The following is a 26,072-nucleotide window of genomic DNA, read 5'->3' as shown; positions in this document are numbered from 1 at the left end:
TCGTCGTAAAGCACATCTGTCATGTGCTAATCATGTGCTTAATAGGTCATCAACGAACGAACTTCAATACCTTGAAGCTTCTCGCGTCCATTTAAATAACCAAGCTCGATCAAAAATACCGCACCAACAACTTCTCCGCCCAATTGGCGAATCAGCTCGATCGTTGTGGAAATCGTCCCGCCTGTCGCAAGCAGATCATCGGCAATCAGAACTTTCTGTCCTGGCTGAATCGCGTCACGGTGCATCGCAAGCTTATCTTTGCCGTACTCCAAATCGTATCCTGCCTCAATTGTATCTCCTGGCAGCTTTCCGCTCTTACGAATAGGTACAAAGCCTGCACCAATCGCCAATGCCAAAGGTGCGCCTACAACAAAACCACGCGCCTCTGGGCCTGCTACCAAGTCAACCTCCATACCTTTAACTAAATCATGCATGGCGTTAATGGATTCACGATAGGCAGCTCCGTCTTTAAGCAGCGTTGTAATGTCCTTAAAGCGGATGCCTGGCTGGGGAAAATCAGGAATAACACGAATATAAGACTTAAAATCCATAAGTCAATTCCTCCTCGAACGTGATCGTCTCTACGATCATTTAGAAATATAATAAATTTCATAAATGCCTTGCTTTAGTCTGTCTGCTTATTTAACGGCTTGTCCCATGCGGCAAGCAGCAGCTGCCTGAGCGCATCGGTCGAACCGTCATACCATGCAGATTCCCACTCACTTACCTGTTCCCACTCTCTGTACTTTGGGGAAGCATCTAAAGATGTCTTCCTCGGCTCTTCAACCATAAAATAAGTAGCACCTGCTGCGCTAGCTTCTACGGTCACAAATTCCAGATCGCGAAATACATCCAGCAGCACCGATAGTTCGCGCACCGTTAGGCCTGTCCGGCTCGACAATGACATCAACGTCCCTTTGTTGTCCTGCCAAGTCCGCAAACGCTTGAGCTCTGCAAAGGCAGGTACAATTCTGCTGCGATCTGGTGAGCGCAGCACCCCTTCCTCTGGCTTGCGTGGCAAAAACAGATGCACACGTTCCACATGGGGATAGTATTGACCTAGAAGCGACCAACTCGCCGCGGACTCCATTGGGATGCAGCTCAATATAATGTCACGGACCTGCTCTCCCGCCGTAGACTGACTGTGTTTGAGACTGTCTGCGTCCGTCAATTGCACATAAGGCTCTGCCGCGTATATGCCCGCTTCCTGACGTGAAGTGAGCCAAATGGCTTCACCTGCACGACTTGCATTCAGCTTCCGAGTCAGTTCAACAGCAGCGCTAATCGGGTCACGCGTTCCACGTAAATCAAATAGCTGTCGTTCCCGAATACGAATATCCTGCAACATAAGCTGTGGTTTACGTGAACCATTCCATTCATTGATAGACAATTCACCGAGCACATCGGTCACTACATTAGGCGAAATTCGATCTGCTAACGTACCTTTATGAAAGGCCACAGCATCCAATGTAGCACGGTCTTGCTTCAACATCAACTTTAAATGTTGAGCCTCTTTCCCCATCGTGCGTTTTTCTTGTACACGTGCATCTGTAATGATGATTTTTGGCGTGGAATTCCCCATGCCATACGGCTCCAGACAGCGCAGTTCATCAATGACCTGAAGCGGAATGTCATGCAGGCTGCAAGCAGCGTCTGCATCCGTACAAGGCACATAATGCTCCGCGGTTAATTGTTCATCAGCGATGCGCTGTAGAGCTTGCTCCAGCTGAGGCAGCTTCTCATACGCAATCGTCATACCGGCTGCTGCCTGGTGACCACCATAATGCTCAAACCATTCGCCAAGCTGCGACATCGCACCGTACAAGTCAAAGCCGTCAATTGAACGTGCAGAGCCTTTACACATGCCAGTATCTTCATCATGCCCCAGTACGAATGTAGGGCGATAATAACGCTCCACAATTTTGGAGGCGACAATGCCGATAACACCTACATTCCAGCCCGCCTTTGCCAACACGATAACGTTAGGTACTTTACCCGCAGCCTCGATCTTGTCAGCAAGCTGCTGCTCCGCTTCCTTAACGATCTGCTCGACAATCTTCTGTCGTTCCTTATTCAGTCGATCCAGTTCCTCCGCACATGCAAGCGCTTCATCCAGTTTATCAGTCGTTAGCAACTGAACCGCAATGTTTGCATGATCTAGCCTGCCGCTTGCATTAATACGCGGTGCCATTGAAAATGCAATATGAGTTGAAGTTAAGGTGCTTGCATCCACATTACCGATCTGTAGCAGCGCCTGAATACCTGGATAAGCAGAATTGCGCATACGCATAAGCGCATGCTTGACGATGATGCGATTCTCACCTGTTAGCGGCATTAAATCGGCTACCGTCCCAATAGCTGCTAGATCAAGCAAGTGCTCCGGTACGCGGTCTAACAGCGCATGAGCCAGCTTAAAAGCTACGCCTACACCTGCCAAGCCCTTGAAAGGATAAGGGCAATAATCAAGCTTAGGGTTAACAAGTGCATAGGCATTAGGCAGCACTTCAGGCGGCTCATGATGGTCTGTCACCACAACATCGATCCCGCAGCTAGCTGCATGTGCAATTTGATCCACAGCGCTAATTCCAGTATCCACGGTGACAATGAGGGTCACACCCTGTTCCTTTGCCTGATCAATTGCCGTCGTATTCAGTCCATATCCTTCATTCGTGCGATGTGGAATATAGTAGTCAAAGTCAGCATCTAACTCACGCATCAGATGGATCATTAACGAAGTACTAGATACGCCATCCGCATCATAGTCACCATATATCCATATTCGTTCGTTATTAGCAATCGCTCGGCGGATACGTTCTACAGCCTGAGACATTCCTGCCAACTGATACGGATCCAGCATATCTTCAATCGTATCATTTAAGAAATGACCAACAAGTTGTGCATCGTCTATGCCGCGGACGATAAGAAGCTTCGCCAGAAGAGGTGAAATGCTTACTTCGGCCGCCAGCTTCGCCACACGTTCTTCTGACACTTCAGCACAACGCCATCTTGTTCGTGGTTGAAGCATTACAGCCTCCTTCTTTTAGAAAAAGTTATTTCGTATTCCAATACGTTTGTTGCTATTATTGCAGCCACTTTGGCGAACGATCTCTAACGTCTTGCTGCTGTCCTTGAATCGGATAACCAGGGTCAAAAGGATTAATATGCACAAACACATCCGCAACGTGCAAAAACTGCTGTAACAAATGCTGTTTGACCCGTTTACCGACACTGTGCCCCTCCGCAACAGTTAGCACAGGATTAACACTAATCTTAATATCCACGATCACATAATGACCGTGCTCACGAGCCCGAAGCTCATCCACCAGTATGACCCCATCCACCGTCTGCACTGCCTTTATAAGCGGGTTCGCTTCTTCATCATGAAGAACATGATCCATTGTAGAATGGATGGAGTCCATCACCAGTGTATAGCCCATCTTAAGAACTAACAAGGCTACCACCAGCCCTGCCACCGGGTCTAGGTACAAAAGCCAACTCATTCTGAACTTGCCGCCAAGCATGGCAGCCCCTACACCGATTAAAGCGGCAATCGAAGAATAGACATCGGAACGATGCTCCCATGCATTGGCAATTAGCGCTTGTGAAGATAATCGCTTTCCTAAACGAAATTTGTATTGAAACATGCCTTCCTTCACTACAATGGACAATAGCAACACCGCAAGCGCATACCATTCAGGTATATCCACATGACCACCATAGATCGCTTTAATAGCTGAAATCAGGAGTTCCAGACCTACTACAAGCAGAAGCACGGATACAATGATTGCTGCAATAGATTCTGCTTTTCCATGTCCATAAGGGTGATCCCGATCAGGAGGACGTTTCGCAGCTTTAATACCTACAAGGACGGCAAAAGAGCCAGCTACGTCGGAAGCAGAATGAAACGCATCCGCAATCAGCGCATGGCTTCCTGAGAAAAATCCAGCAACCCCTTTAAGACCTGCTAATAAAATGTTACCGATTATGCCCACCCATGCACCAGTCTCGGCTTGTGCAAAACGGTCAGTTGCCATACTACATCCCTCGTTTACTCAACAATTCGACTCTACTCGCACATCGACAGGCCTAACACGCTAAAACCGCGTCGCAACGGACGCGGCTTCAACGAATAAACAGGCCAAGCGCTTAGAGCAACAATGGACATTTATTCCTGCTATATCAGTTTACGCAGCAAGCACGCAAACTATCATAAAAAACAAAATTAAGCTTGTTGAGGCTTTTTAGCCGTGCTTGTCTTCTTTTCCTTATTCTTAAGTACAGCCCACAACGGGCTAGCAATAAAGATAGAAGAGTACGCACCAAAGGCCAGACCGATAATAATTGCAAGCGAGAACATCCGAATAGATTCACTACCGAATATAAACAAGCACACAGCTGCCACAAGCACCGTTAACACGGTATTGATGGAACGTGTAAGTGTCTGATACACACTGTCATTAACGAGATGTGCAAGATCATTCCAGTTGCGTAATTTAGCAAATCGAAGATTCTCACGGATACGGTCAAAAATAACGATTGTATCATTGATGGAATAACCGATAATCGTCAAAATTGCAATAATAAACGGCAGGTTGACTTCGAGTCGGAAAATTGAAAATACGCTTATTACCATAAAGGCATCATGTAATAAGGCAATAACCGCAGCAATTGCAAAACGCCACTCAAAGCGAATACTGACATAAATAATAATCCCGATCGAGGACAGCAATACAGCCCAAATCGCATTACGTTGCAATTCCTTCGCAATCTCCACATCAACCGTGTTCACTTCGAACGAAGAACCTGGAGACACTTTGCTAAAGTCATCCTTTAGCTGCTTCTCCATCTTATCGGTGAGCACTTCGTTAAAGCGAATATTGATTCGCTCGCTGCCCATCGTAACTTGAGGAGCCTTGGACATTTCGTACTTGCTAAGCAGCTTGTCTACTTCTGTTTTCTCCACTTGTTTCTTAATGGTAATATCGACATTTGTACCGGAGCTAAAATCAACCCCGTAGTTTAATCCGAAAATGCTAAGTGTTGCAACACCTAGTATCGTTACTACAATCGAGAAAATAAAGAAATATTTACTGCTGTGTACAAAGTTAAACGTTCCCTTAAAGCGCACGGATATCACGCTCCTTCACACCGTAATACCCAGGCTTGTTCCAAATATTAGCCTTGATGACCAATTGAAGCAACAGGCGCGAAATGTACACGTTCGTAATTATCGTACAAGCTACCGTCATCATCAAAATAAGCGCAAAGCCTTTAACTTGGCTCTCACCAAGGAAGTACATGACAACAGCAGCGATAACCGTCGTCACGTTGGCATCGATAATGGTACGGAATGAATTCTTCGAACCAGCTCGTAGTGCCGACATAACCGATTTGCCGCTCTTCATCTCGTCTTTAATACGTTCATACGTAATGATGTTGGCATCAACTGCCATCCCTAATCCTAGTACAAAGGCTGCTATCCCCGGTAAGGTAAGCGTTATATCGGACATCCAGAATACAAGGAGCAACAACCATGTAAATAGAATGAGACAGAAGCTCGCAATAATACCTGGCAAACGGTAAATGGCCAACATAAAGATCAAAATTAGCACAGTGCCGATAACGCCTGCTTTAACAGTCTGATCCAATGACAATTTACCAAGCGTAGCAGCTACACTTTGTGTGTACTTCTCGGTCAGCTTCAGCGGAAGCGAGCCCAAGTTGATCGTATCACGCAGCTCATTAGCCTCAGCGTTTGTACGTTGTCCAGTAATCGTTGCTTCGCCGCCGGAAATCTCAAAGTTAACCGCCGGGTCCGATATCATCTTCTCGTCCATATAGATAGCCAAGTGATTGCGTCCATCGCTTACTTTAGAAGCAAGACGCTTCGTAATCTCAGCAAATTTGTTCGCATCCTTTAGCTTGATGGAAACGACAGGGCTCTTTAGCTCGTCATATACGACCTTCGCGCCACCCTCTACAAAGTCCGTTCCTTTTAGTTCAACCTTACAATAATCCGTGGCAGTCTTACAGCCATCTGAGCTTCGGAACGTTAACACCGATGGTTCCTTCAACTTCTCGCGTACAGCCTGTTCATCACCAACAGCCGCAATCTTCACTCGAATGCGGTTAGTTCCTTCTGTCGTAATTTCAGGCTCGCTAGTACCTTGAGCGTTAATCCGTTTTTCCAAACTCTTCGCAGTCTGTGTTAAGGTTTCAGAAGTAATCTTTCCACCCGGCTCAAGAGGTGATGCTTCATAAAGAATTTCGAAGCCGCCTTGTAAGTCCAGACCGAGACGAATGTTGTTCAGTATCGAAGGGCTAGTCCAAACCATAACACCTAACGATACAACAACGATGAGCAAAAATGCCATCATCCGTTTCATTTCGTCCCATTCCCCTTTCATATTCAATATTCCTATTATAATAGCCGTCAAAAAACGAGTCAATTTGCATATTAAACATAGGAAAGCATTTACACAACCATTATAACAACATCTAACCTCTTTAAATCCGTGAAAAAAGTCTCACCTTAGGAAAAGGGAGACCCGCGATAAGCTGACATCGTCATGTAATTCATAAACTTGGTCACTTTTAACGACAAAATATCATTGACCACTTCATGAAGTGCTGGTTCGCCACTTTTCTTATACTTCTCACTGACACACTCCCATATTTCAGCTGCCGTCACATATTCATAGCCAATTAAGTGAAACTCCTCCGCTTTGCTCTTGCATAACAACTCTACATCTTCATCCTTCAACTTATCGATCTCTGCTGTTAACTCCAGTTCAACCCCCAGCTGTTCCACCATAACGGCCTCTCCCTTCCGTTCACTCTTCTTTCATTCGCGCCTCACAGCACCTGTTCCTGCTTACTAACAGCCTAGAAGTAAAAAAGTGCGGCATGTAATGTGGACAACCGCATATGAATGAAGTAATGACAATAGGTACAAGTTACCTCAAGCGAGGGATCGTCGGTGAAAAAACAATCCTTTATCCAAGGCACTCTTATACTGCTAGCTGCCGGTATCGTCAATCGTATACTCGGCTTCATCCCGCGCATCACACTGCCTAGAATCATCGGTGCGGAAGGAGTCGGCATTTACCAGCTTGGCTACCCTTTCCTTATCGTTATGATTACCATCATTACAGGTGGCGTACCACTGGCCGTCTCCAAGCTAGTGGCCGAAGCAGAGTCAAGAGGTGATAGGCCGCGCACCTATCGGATTCTGCGAACCGCCCTCTTGTTGACGTCTACCGTTGGTATTGTACTCTCCATTATTAGCTTGCTGCTAGCCCCGTGGATTACGTCACATCTGTTAACGGACAAGCGTGTCTATTTCACTTTTCTTATTATGACACCAATTATCGTTCTTGTCGCTGTATCTTCTGTGCTTCGCGGTTATTTTCAAGGGAAGCACAATATGATTCCTACCGCAGTGTCCCAAGTGACGGAGACGATTATACGTATTATCGCCGTCATCGCCTGCGCCTATGTATTGCTGCCTTACGGGCTGGAATGGGCAGCCGCTGGCGCCATGCTCGGCACCGTCATTGGCGAGTTAGGCGGGCTATTGGTACTCGCTTACGAGCTTTACGCCTCCCGCAGGCGAGAGCGAATGGAAATCGACCAAGCGGATGAGCAGCCTACTTTCACATTAGAGCAAGGTGTGCCCTCTCCTACGCAAAGAGGCGTATGGCGCAGCATGATGAGAATTGCGCTCCCCGTAACGGGCGGAAAGCTCATCGGCTCCCTCTCCTACCTCGTGGAGTCGATTACAATTGCTCGCAGCCTTGCCGTAGCTGGCATAGCTACAGCAGTCGCTACAGCGCAATACGGTGCGCTGCAAGGGATGATTATTCCTATCTTGCTGCTGCCCGGAGCGCTTACTTATTCCCTTGCCGTATCGTTGGTACCATCCTTATCCGAAGCATACGGCCGCAATGACATGAAAACGATCCATAAGCGGCTGCATCAAGCGATACGCCTTGCCCTCGTATGTGGGGCACCATTTGCGGTCGTTATGTTTGTGCTGGCTCTACCGTTGTGTGTGCTGCTCTATAACGACCCCACTGTCGCGCCTATGCTGCGATGGATGGCACCTATTGCCGTATTTATTTACATTCAAGCTCCATTGCAAGCCGCACTGCAAGCACTTGATCGACCTGGGACCGCGCTGACAAATACACTAATTGGCGCCACACTGAAGTTGATTCTTATTATACAGCTTGCTTCCATGCCCGCCTTGGGCATTATGGGGGCAGTAATCGCTATTAGTGCTAATACAGTCATAGTAACTCTGCTGCATGCGTGGAGTGTCATCCGATCGTTGCAGCTAAAGCTCCCTTGGCTCGACTTCGCTAAAGTAACTGCGGCAATGGTCATCATGGCGGGAGTCGTACAATATATTTACGTACACGCCCCTCTTGGCGAGGGCCATGCGCTTTTTCGCTTTATAGCCGGCTGTCTTGGCGGCATTGCGACTTATATTTGCTTACTTATTGCAATGAAATTAATTGATCGCAGCGATATGAGCCGTGTGCCGATTGTGGGCCGTTGGTTTTCCCCAAAACGAACAACCTGATCTTAAAAAAGATGCGATCCGTTATTTAACGAATCGCATCTTTTTTGTCGAGAAACAACTCCCCTTTATGATCAATACTACAAAAGAAAACGTCTTTAAAATCTTTTACGCCTCGCAGCTTCATTTCAGCTTTTAGCCAAAATCGTGTCTTGTCGATCTGTTCAAGACTATCATCCATCACCTTGCCATCCATTATAAGCGGGAGCGGCAGAGTTACAAACTTTATTGTGTCAGCCTGTATTACAGGCTTGCTTCCTGTGCTCCCTGAACCTTCTGCTGCATAATTGGAAGCTCCCCCCTTATCAGAACCACCAGAGGAGCTAGCCGAACCTCTGCTTTTTGTCTGATCTGCCTTGGATGAGCTTGACCCCGCCTCGGTGCCAGAAGAGCTGTTTAAGCGGTCGCCTGGACGGTTACCAATTTGTTGACTACTGCCTGACTCCAGTTCATCTGTAAACCCACCGGACTGGCCTCCGCTTTGCACAGCTGTATCCTTCATAAAGATGGTCAGTTTCCCTGTCGCTTCCAAAATAGCATACTCAACATCCTGAACAGAATCCACACCTTGCTCCCGTAATTGCAGCATAAGATCGTCTAAATTGTAACGCTGCTTTCGCATCTCCTCACGGTTCAGATTGCCTCGACTAATAATGATGCTTGGTTTGCCGTCAAATATTTCCCGGAGGCGTCTGCTCTTTAAAGTTAAAAATGCAAGTGTCACCTGTACAACAACTAACACAATCATCGGCGTAATGCTTTCGAGTAAAGGTCTTTCTGTATTTTCAATGCTAAATACCGCAATCTCAGCTATCATAATGGAAATGACCAGATCAAATACGGACAATTTGCCGATTTCTCGTTTACCCATGACACGAAGTACAATAAACACCAGAAAATACATCAAAATGGTATGCCAAATATGGGGCCACACGTTCATTGTGCATTGTCCTCCGTTTCCACAAGATGTGAGTGATCACGCCAACTACTGTAATGGTATTCTGACCGCTCACATGGAAAGACATGCAACATGTTGATATGTGTTTATTGCCATGATCTGATTCGTGGGCATGAGGTATACTTCAGCCGCTATAAGATAAACAACAACAAATAACCTGTAGAGATGACTAATGACAATAACGTAAGGGGTGCGCCAATTTTTAAAAATTCCCAGTAACTAAATCCGTGACCCTCTTTTTTGGCCATACCTGATACAATTACGTTAGCGGAGGCACCAATAATCGTACCATTTCCCCCTAGGCAAGCTCCCAACGCCAAAGCCCACCAAATAGGATTCAAATCATGTGGACTCGTAATTCCCATCTGATTACCCAAGTCTTGAATTAACGGGATCATCGTCGCTACAAAAGGAATGTTGTCAATCGTAGCAGAGGCGAAGCCGGAAACCCACAAAATCAGCATCGCTGTCTTTGTCATGTCCCCCTCGGTTAGATCCAAGGTCATTTGTGCCAATTGGCCGATAATGCCAGCCTCAATTAAACCACCAACTAGAATAAACAAGCCAATGAAGAACAGAATCGTAACCCATTCCACCTGATGTAACGCTTCTTCAATCTCATGCTCACCGCGTGTCCCAATCAGCATTAGCAAGGTAGCGCCCGCCATTGCCACGACAGAAGCTTCAACATGAATGACAGAATGCAGTGCAAATCCTGCAATTGTAAGTACAAGCACAACTAACGATTTACGCACAAGGCGCTTGTCCTTAATATACGCATCGGCAGATAATTCCATCAAAGCAGCACGCTGCTGGTCACTGACTTGAAGCTGTTTTCTGTAGATGAGAACAAGAACTCCAATCATGACGAGCATGATCACGATCACGACCGGTGCAAGATACTGCAAAAACATATTAAAAGTCAAATGCTTATTTGCAGAGCCGATCATAATGTTAGGTGGGTCACCAATCAACGTAGCTGTTCCGCCTACGTTAGCCGCAATAATTTCGGAAATGAGATACGGAACAGGATTCACTTTTAACATTCGGGTAATGGAAAATGTAATAGGTACAATAAGCAGTACGGTAGTCACATTGTCCAGAAAAGCAGACCCGAAAGCGGTAAGCAAGGACATGATGACGAGTATAAGCACAGGCCTGCCTTCTGCTTTCTGGGCAGCTTTAACTGCAATGAATTGAAACACTCCGCTCTTATTTGTAATTCCAACTAATATCATCATCCCTACAAGCAGGAAGATCGTATTCCACTCGATATAATTCGTAAAAGCTACATGTGCATCAACGATTTGTAATATGAGCATAATTACCGCACCTAACAATGCTATAACTGCGCGGTTTAATTTCTCAGAAATAATAATTGCATATGTAACCAAAAATACGATAACTGCTGCTGTAATTTGCCAACTCTCCATATGATGCTCCACTATTTCCATCCCTTTCTATGTCTGCACAAGTAGTTCGATCCATTTATCGAGAACATACTTTGGCTTATCCTTCAAGATTATAACGCTGTCCTTTTTTTTCGTCTATGTTTGCATTTCTCCATCACCAACCTTTGGTAATCTTTCCGTATCGACTTGTACTATTTCTTATAGCTTGCCCATACGATGAATACAAATAGCTTGTTCAAGGAGGGAATCTGATGAATGCGATTCAAAAAGTAAGTAATTGGAAATTAAATCCGATAGTTGCAGGCATTTGTTATGGCTTTGTATGGTTAGCTTTAGGTGCGCTTGCCCTTTCTGTTCTGCTTGCAGCCAGCTCTGCAAGTGAAGATAATTTGAAAAGCTACACTTATATGACGCATGGATTTGCTTTGCTTGTAGCTGGGTGGACCGCTGGACGTCGCAGCGGCAAGAAGGGCTGGTATTATGGGGGGATAACAGGACTACTATATTTATTAATAGTTTTTATTATCGGATTTTTAGCTATGGACGTGTCATTTAATTGGAATAAATTACTTTATATTTTACTCTCCTTTGGTGTAGCCGCGCTAGGTGGAATAGCAGGTGTTAATACTAAAAAAGATAAGAAATAACCTCCATGATTGAAAGTTACGGGTAAAAAAGGGACTTTCCGTCCGCTGATGTTCCTCTCTCTTTGTGATATACTATGTAAGTTAATACTTGGTGAATAGGCATAATAGGGGGAGCATAATGATTCAATTCCATTCCATGCAGACTATCACGATCTGGACGATCGTAGTTGTGATAGCTCTCGTCTGGTTCGGTTCTCGCAAGCAGCCACTTGCTGTTTTTGCGTCTATATTCCGAGCACTTTGGCAATCCAAACCATTTCTTATCGCATTTATTTCACTGCTGTTGATTCTTTTCGTTAATAAGTATGAGTTAGATATTGAGCAGCTTATGAATATTTCTTGGGACTTTACTCCTGTTATTCATCAGTTGGAAGGGCAATTCGTAAATAGCTTCCAGCAGCTGTTTAATCATCCGTTTCTAACCCAATTTTTGGCATTTTTTTATTTAATCGTATTTCAAGGTTTGATTGTATCTTCTATCGGGGTTTATACAGCATCTGGAAAAATAAAGATGGCTATTGCTGTCTGTTATGCGATCACGATCAATTATGTGATTGCAATTCCGTTCTACTTGTTCTTCCCTGTAAATGAAGTATGGTCATACCCGCCAGCAGGGGTAGAATTTGTTATGCTGCAAGTGTTTCCGACATTCGAAGAGCACTATCGTCAGTTCTCAGGACTTGATAACTGTTTCCCAAGTTTGCATACTTCGATCTCTGTTACGGTTGCCTTAATAGCAGCCAGATCAGGCATTCGTCGCTGGTCCATCTTCACTGGCATTAGCGCACTTATAATCATTTTCTCCATCTTCTATATGGGCATTCATTGGCTGCTGGATATGGTGGCAGGGGTGGCATTAGCCACATTCGCTAGCTGGTTGGGCATGAAGCTTGCTGGTGTTGAGCCATCTATAAAAGCGATGTTAAGTGAAAGACAACAGCCGTTGAGACCGACACATAAACACAATGTTACGGGATCAAACCAAACTGCTGAGTAGAGGTTCGGATACAATGTGAGATTTGCTATACAATGTTTGAAAGTGGAAGCTCTCCGTCACCATATAGTGCTCGGAGAGCTTCCTTGTATCAATTAGTACCTGTATGAAACTATATCAGCTAGAAAGAGTACCTCAATTGTTTACATTCAAATAAACATAAAAGCAGGCTGTTGAGTTATACTCAACAGCCTGCTTTACCGATGTGATCGGCATAACTACAATATGACCTGAAACCATGCGTCTCAATATTACGCAGAAGCACTCTCTTCAGAACTTGAAGAGACATGACTGATCGCACTACGATCAAATGTCAGCTTCGTTACATCATTCACACGCAACACAACCGTATCGTCAGTGATCTCCACAATAGTACCGTGAAGTCCACCAATCGTTACGATCTTATCATTCTTCTTCAAAGCGCTAAGCATTGAATTACGAGTCTTAGACTTCTTCTGTTGCGGACGGATGAGCAAAAAGTAAAATACAGCAAACATTAATACAAACGGAAGAAGCAAGGACCATATGCTAGATCCGCCTGCTCCTCCTGCTGCACCAGCAATCTCGATAGACATCTTGTTACTCCCCCTTTCATTTACATATTCTATGTACGGATATCAAGCTCCCCTGACTGTATGTGCGGAAAGCTTGTCCACCCAAAAATTAGAAGCCGCTTTCGTTGCGATCCATGCCGTAACGTTCAAAGAACTCATCTCGGAAGTCACGCAAACGATCTTCACGAATCGCTTCCCGTACTTGACTCATCATATTCACAAGGAAGTACAAATTATGATAAGTCGTTAAGCGTAATCCGAACGTCTCATCTGCCTTAATCAGATGACGCAGATACGCACGCGAGTAGTTGCGGCAAGTGTAGCAATCACAATTCGGATCAAGCGGGCCAAAATCACGCGCATACTTCGCATTACGCACAACCAACCGACCTTGACTGGTCATAGTTGTGCCATTACGAGCAATCCGTGTTGGAAGCACGCAGTCGAACATATCAACGCCGCGCATTGCTCCTTCAATCAGCGCATCCGGAGAACCAACCCCCATCAAGTAACGTGGTTTATTGTCCGGCAAATAAGGCATTGTAGTGTCCAGCACCTCATACATCAGATGCTTAGGCTCACCTACACTGAGTCCCCCAATAGCATACCCCGGGAAATCCATCGAAGTCAAATCCTTAGCACTCTGAATACGCAAATCCTCATACATGCCGCCTTGAACGATAGCAAACAAAGCCTGATCATGTGGGCGAGCATGACTCTCCAAACAACGCTCTGCCCAGCGTGTTGTCCGCTCCAAGGAATGCTTGACATAAGCATGCTCAGCTGGAAATGGTGCACACTCGTCAAAAGCCATCATAATATCAGAGCCGAGCGCATTTTGAATCTCCATCGCCTTCTCAGGTGACAAGAACAACTTGTCGCCGTTCAAATGAGAGCGGAAATGAACGCCCTCTTCTTCGATCTTACGCATGTCACTCAAACTAAACACTTGGAAGCCGCCACTATCCGTCAGGATGGCACGGTCCCAATTCATAAACTTATGCAGTCCACCTGCTTCTCGTACTATTTCGTGTCCTGGGCGTAAAAACAGATGATACGTATTACTTAAAATAATACGTGCTTCCATTTCCTTTAGCTCTTCCGGACTCATTGTCTTTACTGTAGCCAATGTGCCCACCGGCATAAAGATCGGTGTCTCAAAGGAACCGTGTGGTGTATGCACGATACCAAGACGCGCGCCTGTTTGCTTGCACGTCTTTATATGTTCGTAAGTCACTGCTGCCATGATAGTGATCATCCTTATCGTAGATTCGTCTAGTCTGTTCTTATTCACGTTATGAGCAATTAATTTTAAAGTGACAGTATAGCGGAATTATAGCTCTTTGACAACATTCTGTTGTAGTTCGTCTACACTACCCATGAATGAACATCGCATCACCAAAGCTAAAGAAACGATATTCGTTGGCAACAGCTTCTTCATAAGCATGCATAATGTGTTCACGCCCTGCTAAAGCACTAACTAACATTACTAGCGTAGACTTCGGCAAGTGGAAATTCGTAAGCAATGCGTCTACTACAAGAAATTGGTAGCCTGGATACATAAAAATATCGGTCCAGCCTGAGCAAGCTTGAATCGGCTGGTCTGCAAATCGTTGAGCTACCGTCTCCAACGTTCTCGCTGACGTTGTCCCTACCGCAATCACCCGACCGCCATTCGCTTTCGTAGCTCGAATGAGACTCGCTGTTTCCTCAGGCATCTCATAGTACTCTGCATGCATCACATGTTCTTCCACCCGTTCCGCTGACATCGGTCGGAACGTACCAAGTCCGACATGGAGCGTTACAGAAGCAATATTAATTCCTTTGGCCTTAATCCGCTCCAACAGTTCCGTTGTAAAATGCAGCCCCGCAGTCGGTGCAGCAGCCGAACCTTCGTGCTTTGCATACACAGTCTGGTAACGCTCACGGTCACTCAACTGTTCTTTAATATATGGCGGCAGCGGCATTTCTCCAAGTCGATCTAAAATTTCTTGGAAAATACCATCGTATTCAAAACGAAGCAATCTTCCGCCCATATCCCGCTCTTCCACCACCACAGCACGCAGTTCCTCGCCAAAGGTAACTACAGCGCCAAGCTTCAGACGCTTAGCAGGCTTAACAAGCGCCTCCCAAACATCGCCTTCTTCCTGCTTGAGCAGCAGAACTTCCATCTTAGCTCCTGTGTCAGGCTTAACCCCGAACAATCGGGCAGGAATGACACGAGTATCGTTAAGGACAAGCAGATCACCGGGTTGCAAATAATGAATAATATCGGTAAACGTATGGTGCTCTATATGCCCTGAATGGCGATCCAGCGTCAACAAGCGCGATGCGGTACGATCTTGCAAAGGGGTTTGTGCAATTAGCTGTTCTGGTAAATGAAAATCAAATAAGTTCACATTCATCGTCTGTTCATCCTAACGCTTTACGAGTTCAACATTTTTATAATAGTATTTCAAAATCTTTTGGTAGTCATACCCTTGGTCAGCCAATCCTTTGGCCCCCCATTGGGATAAGCCGACACCATGACCATATCCCTTACCTTTAAAGAAATAGGTTGGCTGTGAATTAATTGCCTTAGCCTCACCTTTACCGTTGATGGCAATGGCACCATCCTTCAGGTTCTGTGGCGTAGAGGACTTGCCATCAATAGCGTTACCACCGCTGATGCCGTTCTTGTCAGTCGATTTGCCGCCTGCTGCGGCTACCGTATAGTTGCTGCTTGATACAACCTCAAACAATGTGCTTGGCAGTCCACCAAATACACTGCGGAAGCTATCAGGATAGCTGACTTGAATCGGCACACCGTTTACTTCCATTTTGGTCACCCGCCCAGAAGGACCACGGCTTGTCACAGCCAATTTCTGCACTGTACCGCTAAAAGTTGTTTTCGTAGCGGACTTAATCATATTAGTAACCTCTTGTGCCGTATAAGGTCCACGCATCCATGCATACTCTGTGGATTCCGGCACGGTATTTAGCACAATCAATCCCGTTCCTTTATCCGCTTGGGCCACAGGATTTACATTGGATTGAATGGCCGGTATCGGTCGAATGTTCGTACCATTCTCCTTCGGATATGCCATTTGAAGTCCGGCTTTGTTTCGGCTTGGTTCCTTCGTCACCACGTCTTCGCGAACATAACCGAGTGCCCCGCTAGGAAGAGCGACATAGTACCAGTTTTTCTTGCCTGCTTGAATGACGTCATCTGGACTATCTACGACTTGAAAATAGCTATAGCTGCCACCCCATACTTCGCTTGGATCAGCTGTCTTACCACCCGCATTTGAGTTAAAAATCGCCTCGATTAACTTACCGTTTTGCATGAGCACTTCTCCAGCAGTCGCTTCAACTGCTGACTTGACGTTAGGGTGCTCCTTATCTATTCCATAATAAGCTTGGCTCAACGTCGTATCCACTACATTGGCAATTTCGAACTTGCCGTTTTGGTACAAAGCAAATGTGCGAGCAGCTACTGCCTGCGCCTTTAATGTCTCTGCTGGCCAACTGGAATAAACCTCGCCGCCAACAACGGACACTAAATACTGTTCAAGCGGCAGCTCATTTACAAGCGCCAACTCTTTGTTATGTACACTCACTTCCATCATTCCACGGTAGGTGCGTTGCGATCGTTCCGTAACTTTGATGGTGGAGTCCTTTGCAGGTTCAATGCCCCATTTCTCATTGCCATACACACGGTAATGAGAAATCGTGCCGGAACCAGTATCCTCTAACGACTGCACCAATGCACCGCCCGTTTGTACCGGACGAACAGAAACCGCAGGCAACGCTTGCCCAATCGCAGCTTGTACAAGATCCAATGCCGCTTGAGAGCCCGCATGACCAACCCAGACCGCAGCTGCTGTCTTGCCGCTGCTCTGCATAATGACAGCATTGGCATCAAAGTTCGCATCAAGCAGCAGTTGCATTGTTGCCTTAGCCTCAGCCAAGCTGCCATAAGTCCCCGCTTGCAAATAATGAGGTCCCGCTATCGTTGATCGCGCGCCTTGTAAAGACGCTTGTATCGAAGCATCTCCTTCATACCGTTTAAGGGCTTGGGATGCTTCAGTTGCCGTACTATAGTAACCAGCATATACAGCATAAAAAGTTGTGCCTCTACGCGGGATATGTATCAATCTGGCGGAATCAGAAGCCTGAACTTTTTTCAGAACCGCTTGTGCTGTCGCCTTGTCTTTTGTTTCAATGACTTTAATTTGATACTGATCCATACTGTACCGTGCTTGCGAAATGCCCAGCGCCAGCTCATTCTGTGACGATTGAGCTTGTACGGTAAGTGTTTCCGGTGAAGTTAGAGTCACCTGCTGTGTATGTCCCGGCGACTTGTTACCCAAATTCGCGAACAACGCGGCGCGGATCGTTTCCCCCGCCGTTAATTTAGCTTTATTGGCAGCGGCTTGGCTGTTGACCTTTGTCGCCGTAGCTGCCGCTGCTTGTGCATGATCATGAAGCAGCGGGCTCCCCAATAGCAAGGTACTCGCTGCTATACATAACAATGTGCGTCTTACTCGAATCATCTAACAACATCTCCTTCTCTCCGTTAAAACAAGGTGTATACTCCTATACGCTATTTGCGTATATTAGTTCTTGTCTGGCATCGGAATGCCTAGATGGGCATAAGCCTGCGGCGTTGCAACACGTCCGCGCGGAGTACGCTGGAGAAAGCCGATTTGTAACAAATAAGGTTCGTATACATCTTCAATCGTCTGACTTTCTTCTCCAATCGTTGCCGCAATCGTATCCAGACCAACCGGACCACCACGAAAGTTCATGATCATCGCCTGCAGCATCTTATGATCGATCTGATCGAGGCCCAACTGGTCAACCTGAATGGACTTTAGCGCCTCATTCGCCAATTCAGTCGTAATAATACCGTCGCCGCGGACCTGTGCAAAGTCACGTACACGCTTCAACAGCCGGTTCGCAATTCGTGGCGTCCCCCGTGACCGAATGGCAATCTCGTCAGAAGCATCTCCCAACACCTCAACACCAAGAATATCAGCCGCACGCGAGACGATGTAGCTAAGCTCATCTGTCTTGTAGTACTCCAAACGGCTGACGACTCCAAAGCGATCACGCAGCGGAGCCGACAACAATCCAGCACGTGTTGTGGCGCCTATCAGCGTAAACTTGGGCAAATCAAGCCGTACGGATCGAGCGCTTGGACCTTTGCCGATAATAATATCAAGTGCAAAGTCCTCCATTGCAGGATATAGCACTTCCTCCACTGTCCGATGCAGACGATGAATCTCATCAATAAACAGAACATCGCCTTCCTGAAGATTGGTGAGCAGTGCTGCAAGGTCTCCTGGCCGTTCAATCGCTGGACCTGAAGTTGTGCGTATACTGACACCAAGTTCATTTGCAATAATATTGGACAAAGTAGTCTTACCAAGTCCCGGCGGTCCGTATAGCAATACGTGGTCAAGTGCTTCCTTTCTCATCTTGGCAGCCTCAATGAACACCTTGAGATTGTCCTTCACCTGCGCTTGCCCAATATATTCATTTAAATAACGCGGCCGCAGACTAAGTTCAACCGCTTGATCCTCCATCATGAAGTTGGCCGAAATAATACGCTCGTCCATTCGTCAACCGCCTTTCTTTCCTCTAAAAACGTTCTCATCTGGCAAAATGCCAAGTCAAAGGCGAAGTTAGCACTCAGTCAAACCTCTTACTAAAATTAATCTGAATCCAGATCAAATTAAGCCTTAAATAGCTGCTGCAATGCCTTTTTCATTAAGGAATCCACACTTTCATCCGCATAGACACGATGTTGCAATTCATGCCACGCATGATCCAACTCGTTATCCCTGTACCCTAACGCCTTCAGCGCTTCGCGTGCTTCGCTCCATGCAGGGTGTTCCTCATCGCTTACAACTGTCGGTGTATCCAAGAATAAAGATTGTACCGTTATATTTAAGTCGAGACCAATCGAATCCAGCTTGTCTTTCAGATCAAGCACGAGCCGCTGTGCCGTCTTCTTACCAATACCCGGCAGCTTCGTAAGAAACGCAAGGTTCTCCTGCTGAATCGCGATCACAACCGCCTCCGGCTTGCCCCCCGCTAGCATACCAAGCGCTACCTTGGGTCCGATGCCGTTCACATCAATCAAACGTCTAAACAGCTTCTGCTCTTGACGACTGCTGAACCCGTATAACAATATCGCATCTTCTCGAACATGATGATGCGTATACACTGTAACAGGCTCATTTGACTTGGCAAACACATACGGATTAGGGCAATACACTCGATACCCGATTCCATTCACATCAATGATCACGTACTCCGTCTCTAAATGGGCAACTTGCCCTCTCAAAAAATCTATCATCGTCGCAATACCCCGTTCAATTGGTCTTGTAATCCACTCGAGTGCGCATGGCAAATCGCGATGGCCAGCGCATCCGCCACGTCGTCAGGCTTAGGAACTGTCTTCAGCTTCAAAAATAGCTTTACCATCTCTTGCACCTGCTTCTTCTCTGCCTTGCCATAACCGACAATTGCTTGTTTCACTTGCATTGGCGTATACTCCGCGATAGGAATACCACGCTTGGCCGCAGCCAGTATCGTAACACCCCGCGCTTGACCTACCGAGAAGGCCGTCGTCACGTTGCGATTAAAAAACAACTTCTCCACCGCCATAGCATCAGGCTTGAATTGATCCAGCAACTGCTCCGTCGCCTCAAACACTTGCAGCAGCCTCACCTCGGGAGCGGTAGTAGATTCTGTCTGGATTGATCCGAACTGCACAGGCGTAATTCTGCTGCCCTGCTTATCCACAAATCCGAATCCAACTATAGCAATTCCCGGGTCGATCCCCAAAATACGCAAAAAAATCTCTCCCTTACCGAACCATGTCACAAGCGAACATATGTGTTCTCTTATTATAACATAGATCAGCAGGAAGAGAATGAGACTTAAAATGATCCTATTGATTCAATTTTCCATTCAATTTCCCACCAAAAACAGACGTTACCAGCTATGATCAGCCTTCAATTTCAAGCCCTTCATCTTTTGCTTTGGCGGGATGAATCCCTTTAAATGCCACTTTTAGCATTGGTGGTGTCACCAACGTCGTTAAAATAACTACAATGACGATCGGGGTAAAATACTGAACGTCAAACAAATTGCCTGCAAGTCCCGTCGTAGCAATAATGAGCGCTACTTCACCACGGGATACCATACCAGCACCGATACCGATCGCACTTTTACGATTGAAGCCCGTTAATCTCGCACCGAAACCACATCCGATTAACTTCGTTAAAATGGCAATCACCGTGAACACAACCACAAACCAAATATGCTCACCCAAACCTTCGAATGACACTTTTAATCCTACACTCACAAAGAAAATAGGGACAAATATCGCATACGCAATCGGTTCAATCTTATGCTCAACCTCATGCTTAAATTTGGTTTGGGAGATCGCAATTCCGGCTGCAAAAGCTCCGATAATTCCCGCTACACCAAGCCATTCAGCACCGTAAGAGAAGAAGAAGCAAATAATAAGCGCCGCACTAATGACAGCTTCTGACACTTGTAGTGGAGCGAGCCATTTCATTACACGCGGCACGACAAGCCAGCCAAGCAATATTGCACCAACAAAGAACAGCACCTTTTTCCCGATAACTAAGCCTATAGACACATCGGTACTGCCGCCTAACAAGCTCAACATAAAAGCTAGCATAATAACAACTAATACGTCATCAACTACTGCCGCTCCTAAAATGGTAGTCCCTTCACGTGAACTGAGTTGGTTCATATCCTTTAACGTCTGGACCGAAATACTAACTGACGTCGCACATAACAGCAGCCCGATAAACATCGACTGTGTATTATCCAGTCCAAAGGCGACACCTCCGGCATAACCCCCTATAAACGGCAAAATAATACCACCTACTGCAACGGCAAACGCAGACTTCCAGTTTTTCTTTAACTGGTCCATATCTGTTTCTAAACCAGCAATAAACATTAATAAAATGACCCCTACCTCAGCCATTTCAGAAATCAAGTGACCTTCATTCACCCAGCCCAACACGGCTGGACCGATCAAAATACCTACGAGCAGCTTCCCTAATACACTTGGTTGTCCAAGTCGCACAGACAAGTCACCGGCAAGCTTGGTCGCTACCAAGATAATAAGTAACATCAGCATAAGTTCCATACACATTCCCCTTTCAGCAAGCCTTAGTATAACCGTAAACCGACTTTATCTTTAATCGAATTCTCCAGCATGGATACGCCTATTTCAGTACGCTTTGCGCATACCTGTAATTAAAATTTGGCGAAACTCATACAACAGTGCTGTAAAGCATGGAAGCAGCACCGTATATTGGCAAAAAAAGAAGGACGTCGGTTACGGCGTCCTGTTTGGGTTTCCCTCTTCTATTTTATTACGTTAGGGCAACGTAGTCGGTTTCATCACTTTTTTGGTATCTTCTACCGCATAATCACTAAATGTAGAAAGCACACTGTTATATTCATCTATATCTGTAATTTTAATTCCATCCTTGAGCTGTTTGATCACTTGAGGCGGCAAAGCACTCTCAACCGACTCCACATCCAATTGGAAAAACGTTCGAATCACTTTTTCCTTCTCAGGAGTGCCTTCGTACAAAGTTAATTTACCGTCACGATCGACACCGATATACGCATTCCGTTTGCATGTCTCCGACAAATCATCAATTGTCTGCTCCAATACAACACGGCCATGTTCATCAAAAGAAGCGACCCAATCTGGATGGTCAATCAAAGAACGTACTATTTCAGCAGCAGGTTTAGAGCCGAGTATATCGTCTGTCTGACCACATATATACTTCATACGATGTACAACGTTGTAACGTGTATTTCGATCGGCCAGCCGCTTCATCACCTGTTCTGTCAACGTATCCTTATAGTTAGTCGACTCGTGCAGCGGAGCAAATGTTGCTGCAACGGCACTCATATGTGTCTCACTTGCGTCCGTTTTCCCTCGTGTATCGTCGGTGAGTTTTGCCCCAATAACAAGCGCCACAACAAATAAAAGCAATGTAGCCAACGACCAAAGCGGCCGTTTCCAGCGCTTGAGGCGCTTTTTGAGCTGATTCATGCGAAAAGAGAACCATGTTTTGGAACGATGCTCCCCTGTCATAACAATCCCCTTCATTTCCACTTTTTTTATAGTGTGGCCAAACGAAGGGGAACTCTATACTTATGATATTTCATTCATTAATCAGGTTATGCTGTGCCTATTACTCATTCGCTGCTGGCAGCCATGTGCTGCGCTGCATGTTACGCATAACGGCAATGACCATCAGTGCCAACGTTAAAGTGAGCGCACTCAGTGCTGCAATTGGCCAATGGAACGGCAATGCCTTATCCATCAATACGAGTTGGGCTCCTTGCAGCAGCTTGGCAGGCAGCCATCCACTAGATGATGGAAGCAAGCCCGCCAGCATACTTGTGATCAAGGCAGCAGCCAGCGCAGCAAAAGCTGACCCACCTGCATGATTCAGCAATGAGCTCATCGCCACCGTAATACTGGCTATCCATAAAAACCATCCTAATGCGAGGCAAGCCGCTGCTGCACCGGCTAATATATCGATATGACCAATTAATTGCGCGGTGTAATACCACGAACATAAATAACCAAGCAAGACGGAGGGAATCGTCAACGAGACTGCTCCCGCCCATTTTGCCATCAAGTAGCTGACATGAGATACCGGCTTAATCAACAACGCAGCAGCGGTTCCTGACTTCACCTCACCTGATACGGCCCCCATCAAGGCAAGTACAAGCACCAATAAACCAACAGTATTAAATTGACTAAGTGTTTGACCAAGCACCTCACCTGGAACAGGGGGTGGAATTGTGATGATCGTGCCCTCAGGGAGACTCCCAGCCATCGACAAAATGTCAGGCATAAATTTCATCGTGATCGGCTGAGCAATACCTAGAGCAGCAAACACTAACGGCACCCAAACCCATTTATAATTACGCAGCATTTCCTTACATTCTTTCTGGTAAAGAACAAACCACGTTCTCATGACCCCACCGCCTTCAAAAACAACTGCTCTAATGTGTTAACTCCGGCCTCAAAGCGAACGAGCGGAATTTGTTGTTCATACATTTGACGTAACAAATAATCTCTTGCTTCATCATAATCCCTTACAGTTAGTTCGGCTCGCGTAAAGCGTATTTCTGCTGCTTTAACAAAAGGAAGCTCGCCCAATTGTTGCAGCCAGAGAAGGGCAGTTGGATGCTGCTCAACCTCTATCGAAAACAGAGGATCGATGGATTGTTTGCGCAGTGTATCCCATTGGCCCTGCATCAATATACTTCCTTGCTTCAAAATAATAAGCTCATCACACAAATCTTCAGCATCATGCAGCACGTGAGTGGAAAACAAAATCGTTGTACGACGCTTCAAGGATTGCAGCAGTGCCATAACCTCACGCCTGCCAATCGGATCAAGCGCAGATACTGGCTCATCAAGCACAAGCAGCTCTGGCTGTGCAATCATCGCTTGGGCAAGCCCTAACCGCTGCTTCATCCCGCCCGAATATCCACCGATGCTGCGCTGTCCCGCGTCTTCCAGACCTACTATTTCTAGCCACTCATCTGCGGCGATTCGGGCTTGGCGCTTGCTGCTGCCGGTTAATTGGGCCATCAATTGCAACCATTCCTTGCCGGTCATCCAATGATGGAAGCTTGGTGACTGTGGCATAAATCCAATCCAACGCCTCAAATCCCCCTGATGCTTCTTGTCCGTCTTGTCAATCATCACAACCGAGCCTGAACTTGGCTTGGTTATGCCTGTCAGCATATGAAGTGTCGTCGTTTTCCCTGCTCCATTCGGGCCAAGCAGTGCGGTACATCTGCCGCTAGGTATGTTAAAGTTTACGGCATTTACTGCTTTATGACTGCCATATTCTTTACTTAGTTCTGTAATGACAAACTGGCTCATCTATGCTCCTTTCTGCCTATTATAAAATAAGCAATGCATCCCGGAATGTTTAACAATATAATAATAGCCAACCAAAGCCCTTTAGGCCCGTTAGTTACCTCAGTCTTATTTAGTGATATTAGGGCCACCACCATTAAAATAAGCTGTACGATCAGCAGCGGCATAATGATATTCCACGGTATATCGGACCAAGACATATTCATAATGGACTCTCCTTTATTTTAGTCCTCTATTTAGCTGCTTTTCTCCACGGCCTAACGACAAATAGTACGTATAGGATAGTAGGCAAGGGGATACTTATAAATCCCCACAGTGCCCATAACCACGGATAATAGCCATGCTTGCGCGCATGTAGATACAAGCCTGTGCCTTGTGTAATCAGCAGCGGAACGAGCACAAACAATACCCATAGTGGAATGTCACTCCAGCTAGTCATGAGACGCACCTCTTCTTTGTCGCTTGAGTTTATATTCGCGCATAAGCAATCCGCCCAAAGCACCGATCAATAATACGAATTGCAGCATAACATATACCGATATATCGGTCATCGCTACAGCCAATCCGCCTGCCAGCACGACAACAGCGACTAGCCACAGCATTCTTAACTCACGCCAAAGTGCCTGTTTTTGCTTTTGTTTATGCTCCGTGAGCATAGTAATTAGATACGTTTGATCGGGTATTGACTCCTCATTACTGAGGACGTCCACTTTGCCAAGCTCTTCCTTGAAAAGAGCTGACCACTCTACATCTGTCTCTGGCAGCTTGTTATGCTTCATGTCTTATTTCAGCTCCTTTCTAATGTGCTCTATCCCATAAAAGACACGGGACTTAGCGGTGCCTTCGCTCATATCAAGCATTTCTGCTATTTCCGGATAGGTGTAGCCGTAATAATGCTTTAATAAGATCGCAGCCCGCTGCTCGGGCGGAAGTTTACCCAAACAATCAAGCACATCCGTCCATTCTTCCTTATGACTCTCGATCTGGAAACGCAATGAGCGAACAGCCTGCTCTTGCCAACGCTTCTCGACTTTTTGTCTTCTGATTATATCCACATAAATTCGAGTAGCTATCGTAATCAGCCAGGATGAGAATTTGGAGGAACCGTTATACAGATGCAGTTTCTCCATACTTTTAAGCATCGTATCCTGCACAATATCATCTGTTAACGCTGGATTCATCGTCAGCTTTAACACATAGTTCCGCACAAAGATATAATTTTGCTGTAACAGGAGGGCGAATGCAGCCGTATCCCCCGCTTGTGCAAGGTCAATAGTATGCTGTTCAGTAATCGCTCTCACACCCTTTGTATTTTAAGTTGTATCGACTATAGTCCTTAGTAGTACGATTAAGACTATTCATTCGTTCAAAACATCATTAAAAAATATAGGCTGCATATGCTGGGAATCGATTATGTATATAAAATCAAGTAAAACTAGCTGGTCAAATTGAAAATGAAGTGCTGTAGTGTTGTTATATAAAGAGGATATTGCAGCTCGAGGCCACATTTACATGAAGTGTTCTAAGAAGAGTAATATCCGATTTAGATCATCATCCGATCGGAACAATATCAGAAAAAGCAAAAACCGTCGGCATATAACCGACGGTTTTTCATATTAATGGTCGGGACGACACGATTTGAACATGCGACCCCTTGGTCCCAAACCAAGTGCTCTACCAAGCTGAGCTACGTCCCGAACTTACATTATGGTGCCGGTGAGAGGACTCGAACCTCCACGGTTTCCCTCACGATTTTGAGTCGCGCGCGTCTGCCATTCCGCCACACCGGCATATGAAGTTGTAAAGATGGCGCGCCCTGAGAGATTCGAACTCCCGACCTTTTGATTCGTAGTCAAACACTCTATCCAGCTGAGCTAAGGGCGCATATAATGGAGCGGACAACGGGATTCGAACCCGCGACCCTCGCCTTGGCAAGGCGATACTCTACCACTGAGCTATGTCCGCA

26 protein-coding genes and 4 tRNA genes are annotated in these 26,072 nt (G+C 46.0%); 3 read left to right on the top strand and 27 right to left on the bottom strand.

The genetic code is table 11. The annotated features are described in order from the left end of the window. Positions 1 to 38 precede the first annotated feature (38 nt). The 6 genes from H509_RS0108940 to H509_RS0108920 all read right to left on the bottom strand — a co-directional run bounded on the left by H509_RS0108940 (position 39) and on the right by H509_RS0108920 (position 6,814). On the bottom strand, positions 39 to 551 hold the full coding sequence (locus H509_RS0108940) for an adenine phosphoribosyltransferase (protein ID WP_028544783.1): 513 nt from the start codon (positions 549 to 551) through the stop codon (positions 39 to 41). Between the two features lie 74 nt (positions 552 to 625). Continuing rightward, complete coding sequence (gene recJ / locus H509_RS0108935; protein WP_028544782.1) at positions 626 to 3,025, bottom strand: single-stranded-DNA-specific exonuclease RecJ; 2,400 nt, start codon at positions 3,023 to 3,025, stop codon at positions 626 to 628. A 55-nt stretch (positions 3,026 to 3,080) separates the two neighbouring features. After that, the gene (locus tag H509_RS24760; protein ID WP_036696857.1) at positions 3,081 to 4,034 is read right to left on the bottom strand and encodes a cation diffusion facilitator family transporter; all 954 of its coding nucleotides are present in this window, start codon (positions 4,032 to 4,034) and stop codon (positions 3,081 to 3,083) included. Positions 4,035 to 4,222: 188 nt separating this feature from the next. Next, the gene (gene secF, locus H509_RS27170; RefSeq protein WP_084159131.1) at positions 4,223 to 5,128 is read right to left on the bottom strand and encodes a protein translocase subunit SecF; all 906 of its coding nucleotides are present in this window, start codon (positions 5,126 to 5,128) and stop codon (positions 4,223 to 4,225) included. Beyond that, complete coding sequence (gene secD, locus H509_RS27165; RefSeq protein WP_084159188.1) at positions 5,118 to 6,386, bottom strand: protein translocase subunit SecD; 1,269 nt, start codon at positions 6,384 to 6,386, stop codon at positions 5,118 to 5,120. The genes secF and secD overlap by 11 nt, the downstream gene beginning before the upstream one ends. Before the next feature lie 146 nt (positions 6,387 to 6,532). Further along, on the bottom strand, positions 6,533 to 6,814 hold the full coding sequence (locus H509_RS0108920) for a post-transcriptional regulator (RefSeq protein ID WP_051286912.1): 282 nt from the start codon (positions 6,812 to 6,814) through the stop codon (positions 6,533 to 6,535). A 165-nt stretch (positions 6,815 to 6,979) separates the two neighbouring features. On the opposite strand from H509_RS0108920, the gene spoVB reads away from it, so the two are divergent. Continuing rightward, the gene (gene spoVB / locus H509_RS0108915; protein WP_028544780.1) at positions 6,980 to 8,587 is read left to right on the top strand and encodes a stage V sporulation protein B; all 1,608 of its coding nucleotides are present in this window, start codon (positions 6,980 to 6,982) and stop codon (positions 8,585 to 8,587) included. A 25-nt stretch (positions 8,588 to 8,612) separates the two neighbouring features. Here the strand turns inward: spoVB and H509_RS0108910 are convergent, their stop codons facing one another. Beyond that, on the bottom strand, positions 8,613 to 9,524 hold the full coding sequence (locus tag H509_RS0108910) for a DUF421 domain-containing protein (RefSeq protein ID WP_028544779.1): 912 nt from the start codon (positions 9,522 to 9,524) through the stop codon (positions 8,613 to 8,615). 149 nt (positions 9,525 to 9,673) lie between these two features. Beyond that, on the bottom strand, positions 9,674 to 10,996 hold the full coding sequence (locus tag H509_RS0108905) for an ArsB/NhaD family transporter (RefSeq protein ID WP_028544778.1): 1,323 nt from the start codon (positions 10,994 to 10,996) through the stop codon (positions 9,674 to 9,676). Positions 10,997 to 11,205: 209 nt separating this feature from the next. On the opposite strand from H509_RS0108905, the gene H509_RS0108900 reads away from it, so the two are divergent. Together H509_RS0108900 and H509_RS24750 are read left to right on the top strand one after the other, a co-directional pair. Next, the gene (locus H509_RS0108900; RefSeq protein WP_028544777.1) at positions 11,206 to 11,601 is read left to right on the top strand and encodes a TIGR04086 family membrane protein; all 396 of its coding nucleotides are present in this window, start codon (positions 11,206 to 11,208) and stop codon (positions 11,599 to 11,601) included. Between the two features lie 118 nt (positions 11,602 to 11,719). Continuing rightward, positions 11,720 to 12,598: a phosphatase PAP2 family protein gene (locus H509_RS24750; RefSeq protein WP_051286911.1), complete on the top strand. Its 879-nt coding sequence runs from the start codon at positions 11,720 to 11,722 to the stop codon at positions 12,596 to 12,598. A gap of 248 nt (positions 12,599 to 12,846) precedes the next feature. Here the strand turns inward: H509_RS24750 and yajC are convergent, their stop codons facing one another. The 19 genes from yajC to H509_RS0108800 form a co-directional block, all read right to left on the bottom strand. Continuing rightward, positions 12,847 to 13,170: a preprotein translocase subunit YajC gene (yajC, locus tag H509_RS0108890; protein ID WP_028544776.1), complete on the bottom strand. Its 324-nt coding sequence runs from the start codon at positions 13,168 to 13,170 to the stop codon at positions 12,847 to 12,849. 88 nt (positions 13,171 to 13,258) lie between these two features. Further along, the gene (tgt, locus tag H509_RS0108885) at positions 13,259 to 14,395 is read right to left on the bottom strand and encodes a tRNA guanosine(34) transglycosylase Tgt (RefSeq protein WP_036696854.1); all 1,137 of its coding nucleotides are present in this window, start codon (positions 14,393 to 14,395) and stop codon (positions 13,259 to 13,261) included. Positions 14,396 to 14,522: 127 nt separating this feature from the next. Then, a complete protein-coding gene (gene queA, locus H509_RS0108880; RefSeq protein ID WP_028544774.1) occupies positions 14,523 to 15,554 on the bottom strand; it encodes a tRNA preQ1(34) S-adenosylmethionine ribosyltransferase-isomerase QueA in 1,032 nt (343 codons plus the stop codon). A gap of 12 nt (positions 15,555 to 15,566) precedes the next feature. Next, complete coding sequence (locus tag H509_RS0108875) at positions 15,567 to 17,684, bottom strand: SpoIID/LytB domain-containing protein (protein WP_028544773.1); 2,118 nt, start codon at positions 17,682 to 17,684, stop codon at positions 15,567 to 15,569. 63 nt (positions 17,685 to 17,747) lie between these two features. Continuing rightward, entirely contained in the window at positions 17,748 to 18,752 is a 1,005-nt protein-coding gene (ruvB, locus tag H509_RS0108870; RefSeq protein WP_028544772.1) for a Holliday junction branch migration DNA helicase RuvB, read from the bottom strand. Positions 18,753 to 18,868: 116 nt separating this feature from the next. Continuing rightward, the gene (gene ruvA, locus H509_RS0108865; RefSeq protein ID WP_028544771.1) at positions 18,869 to 19,495 is read right to left on the bottom strand and encodes a Holliday junction branch migration protein RuvA; all 627 of its coding nucleotides are present in this window, start codon (positions 19,493 to 19,495) and stop codon (positions 18,869 to 18,871) included. Then, positions 19,492 to 19,995, bottom strand: coding sequence for a crossover junction endodeoxyribonuclease RuvC (gene ruvC, locus H509_RS0108860; protein WP_028544770.1), 504 nt, complete (start codon positions 19,993 to 19,995; stop codon positions 19,492 to 19,494). Before ruvC ends, ruvA begins: the two co-directional genes overlap by 4 nt. A gap of 154 nt (positions 19,996 to 20,149) precedes the next feature. Continuing rightward, positions 20,150 to 21,328 carry a cation:proton antiporter gene (locus H509_RS0108855; protein WP_028544769.1) on the bottom strand — a complete coding sequence of 393 codons (1,179 nt, stop codon included), beginning with the start codon at positions 21,326 to 21,328 and terminating at the stop codon, positions 20,150 to 20,152. A 234-nt stretch (positions 21,329 to 21,562) separates the two neighbouring features. Next, a complete protein-coding gene (locus H509_RS0108850; protein WP_245596010.1) occupies positions 21,563 to 22,309 on the bottom strand; it encodes a BofC C-terminal domain-containing protein in 747 nt (248 codons plus the stop codon). An 85-nt stretch (positions 22,310 to 22,394) separates the two neighbouring features. Continuing rightward, the gene (locus H509_RS0108845) at positions 22,395 to 23,189 is read right to left on the bottom strand and encodes an ABC transporter permease subunit (protein WP_028544767.1); all 795 of its coding nucleotides are present in this window, start codon (positions 23,187 to 23,189) and stop codon (positions 22,395 to 22,397) included. Next, positions 23,186 to 24,109, bottom strand: coding sequence for an ABC transporter ATP-binding protein (locus H509_RS0108840; protein ID WP_028544766.1), 924 nt, complete (start codon positions 24,107 to 24,109; stop codon positions 23,186 to 23,188). The genes H509_RS0108845 and H509_RS0108840 overlap by 4 nt, the downstream gene beginning before the upstream one ends. After that, the gene (locus H509_RS0108835; protein ID WP_028544765.1) at positions 24,106 to 24,312 is read right to left on the bottom strand and encodes a PLDc N-terminal domain-containing protein; all 207 of its coding nucleotides are present in this window, start codon (positions 24,310 to 24,312) and stop codon (positions 24,106 to 24,108) included. The genes H509_RS0108840 and H509_RS0108835 overlap by 4 nt, the downstream gene beginning before the upstream one ends. Before the next feature lie 26 nt (positions 24,313 to 24,338). After that, complete coding sequence (locus H509_RS0108830) at positions 24,339 to 24,545, bottom strand: hypothetical protein (RefSeq protein ID WP_028544764.1); 207 nt, start codon at positions 24,543 to 24,545, stop codon at positions 24,339 to 24,341. Further along, on the bottom strand, positions 24,538 to 24,885 hold the full coding sequence (locus H509_RS0108825; protein ID WP_028544763.1) for a YxlC family protein: 348 nt from the start codon (positions 24,883 to 24,885) through the stop codon (positions 24,538 to 24,540). Before H509_RS0108825 ends, H509_RS0108830 begins: the two co-directional genes overlap by 8 nt. Positions 24,886 to 24,888: 3 nt before the next feature. Then, positions 24,889 to 25,407: an RNA polymerase sigma factor SigY gene (sigY, locus tag H509_RS0108820; protein WP_425414229.1), complete on the bottom strand. Its 519-nt coding sequence runs from the start codon at positions 25,405 to 25,407 to the stop codon at positions 24,889 to 24,891. 319 nt (positions 25,408 to 25,726) lie between these two features. Beyond that, a tRNA-Pro gene (locus tag H509_RS0108815) sits at positions 25,727 to 25,803 on the bottom strand. Between the two features lie 11 nt (positions 25,804 to 25,814). Further along, positions 25,815 to 25,896: transfer RNA gene (locus H509_RS0108810), tRNA-Leu, on the bottom strand. A 17-nt stretch (positions 25,897 to 25,913) separates the two neighbouring features. Then, positions 25,914 to 25,990: transfer RNA gene (locus tag H509_RS0108805), tRNA-Arg, on the bottom strand. Positions 25,991 to 25,996: 6 nt separating this feature from the next. Then, positions 25,997 to 26,071 (bottom strand) — tRNA-Gly (locus H509_RS0108800). Between the last annotated feature and the right edge of the window lies 1 nt (position 26,072).

This window comes from Paenibacillus taiwanensis DSM 18679 (assembly GCF_000425125.1).
GTDB classification, from domain to species: Bacteria; Bacillota; Bacilli; order Paenibacillales; family Paenibacillaceae; genus Paenibacillus_B; species Paenibacillus_B taiwanensis.
The sequence above is the reverse complement of the archived record's forward strand: the minus strand, read 5'-3'. Positions and strand labels throughout refer to the sequence as shown.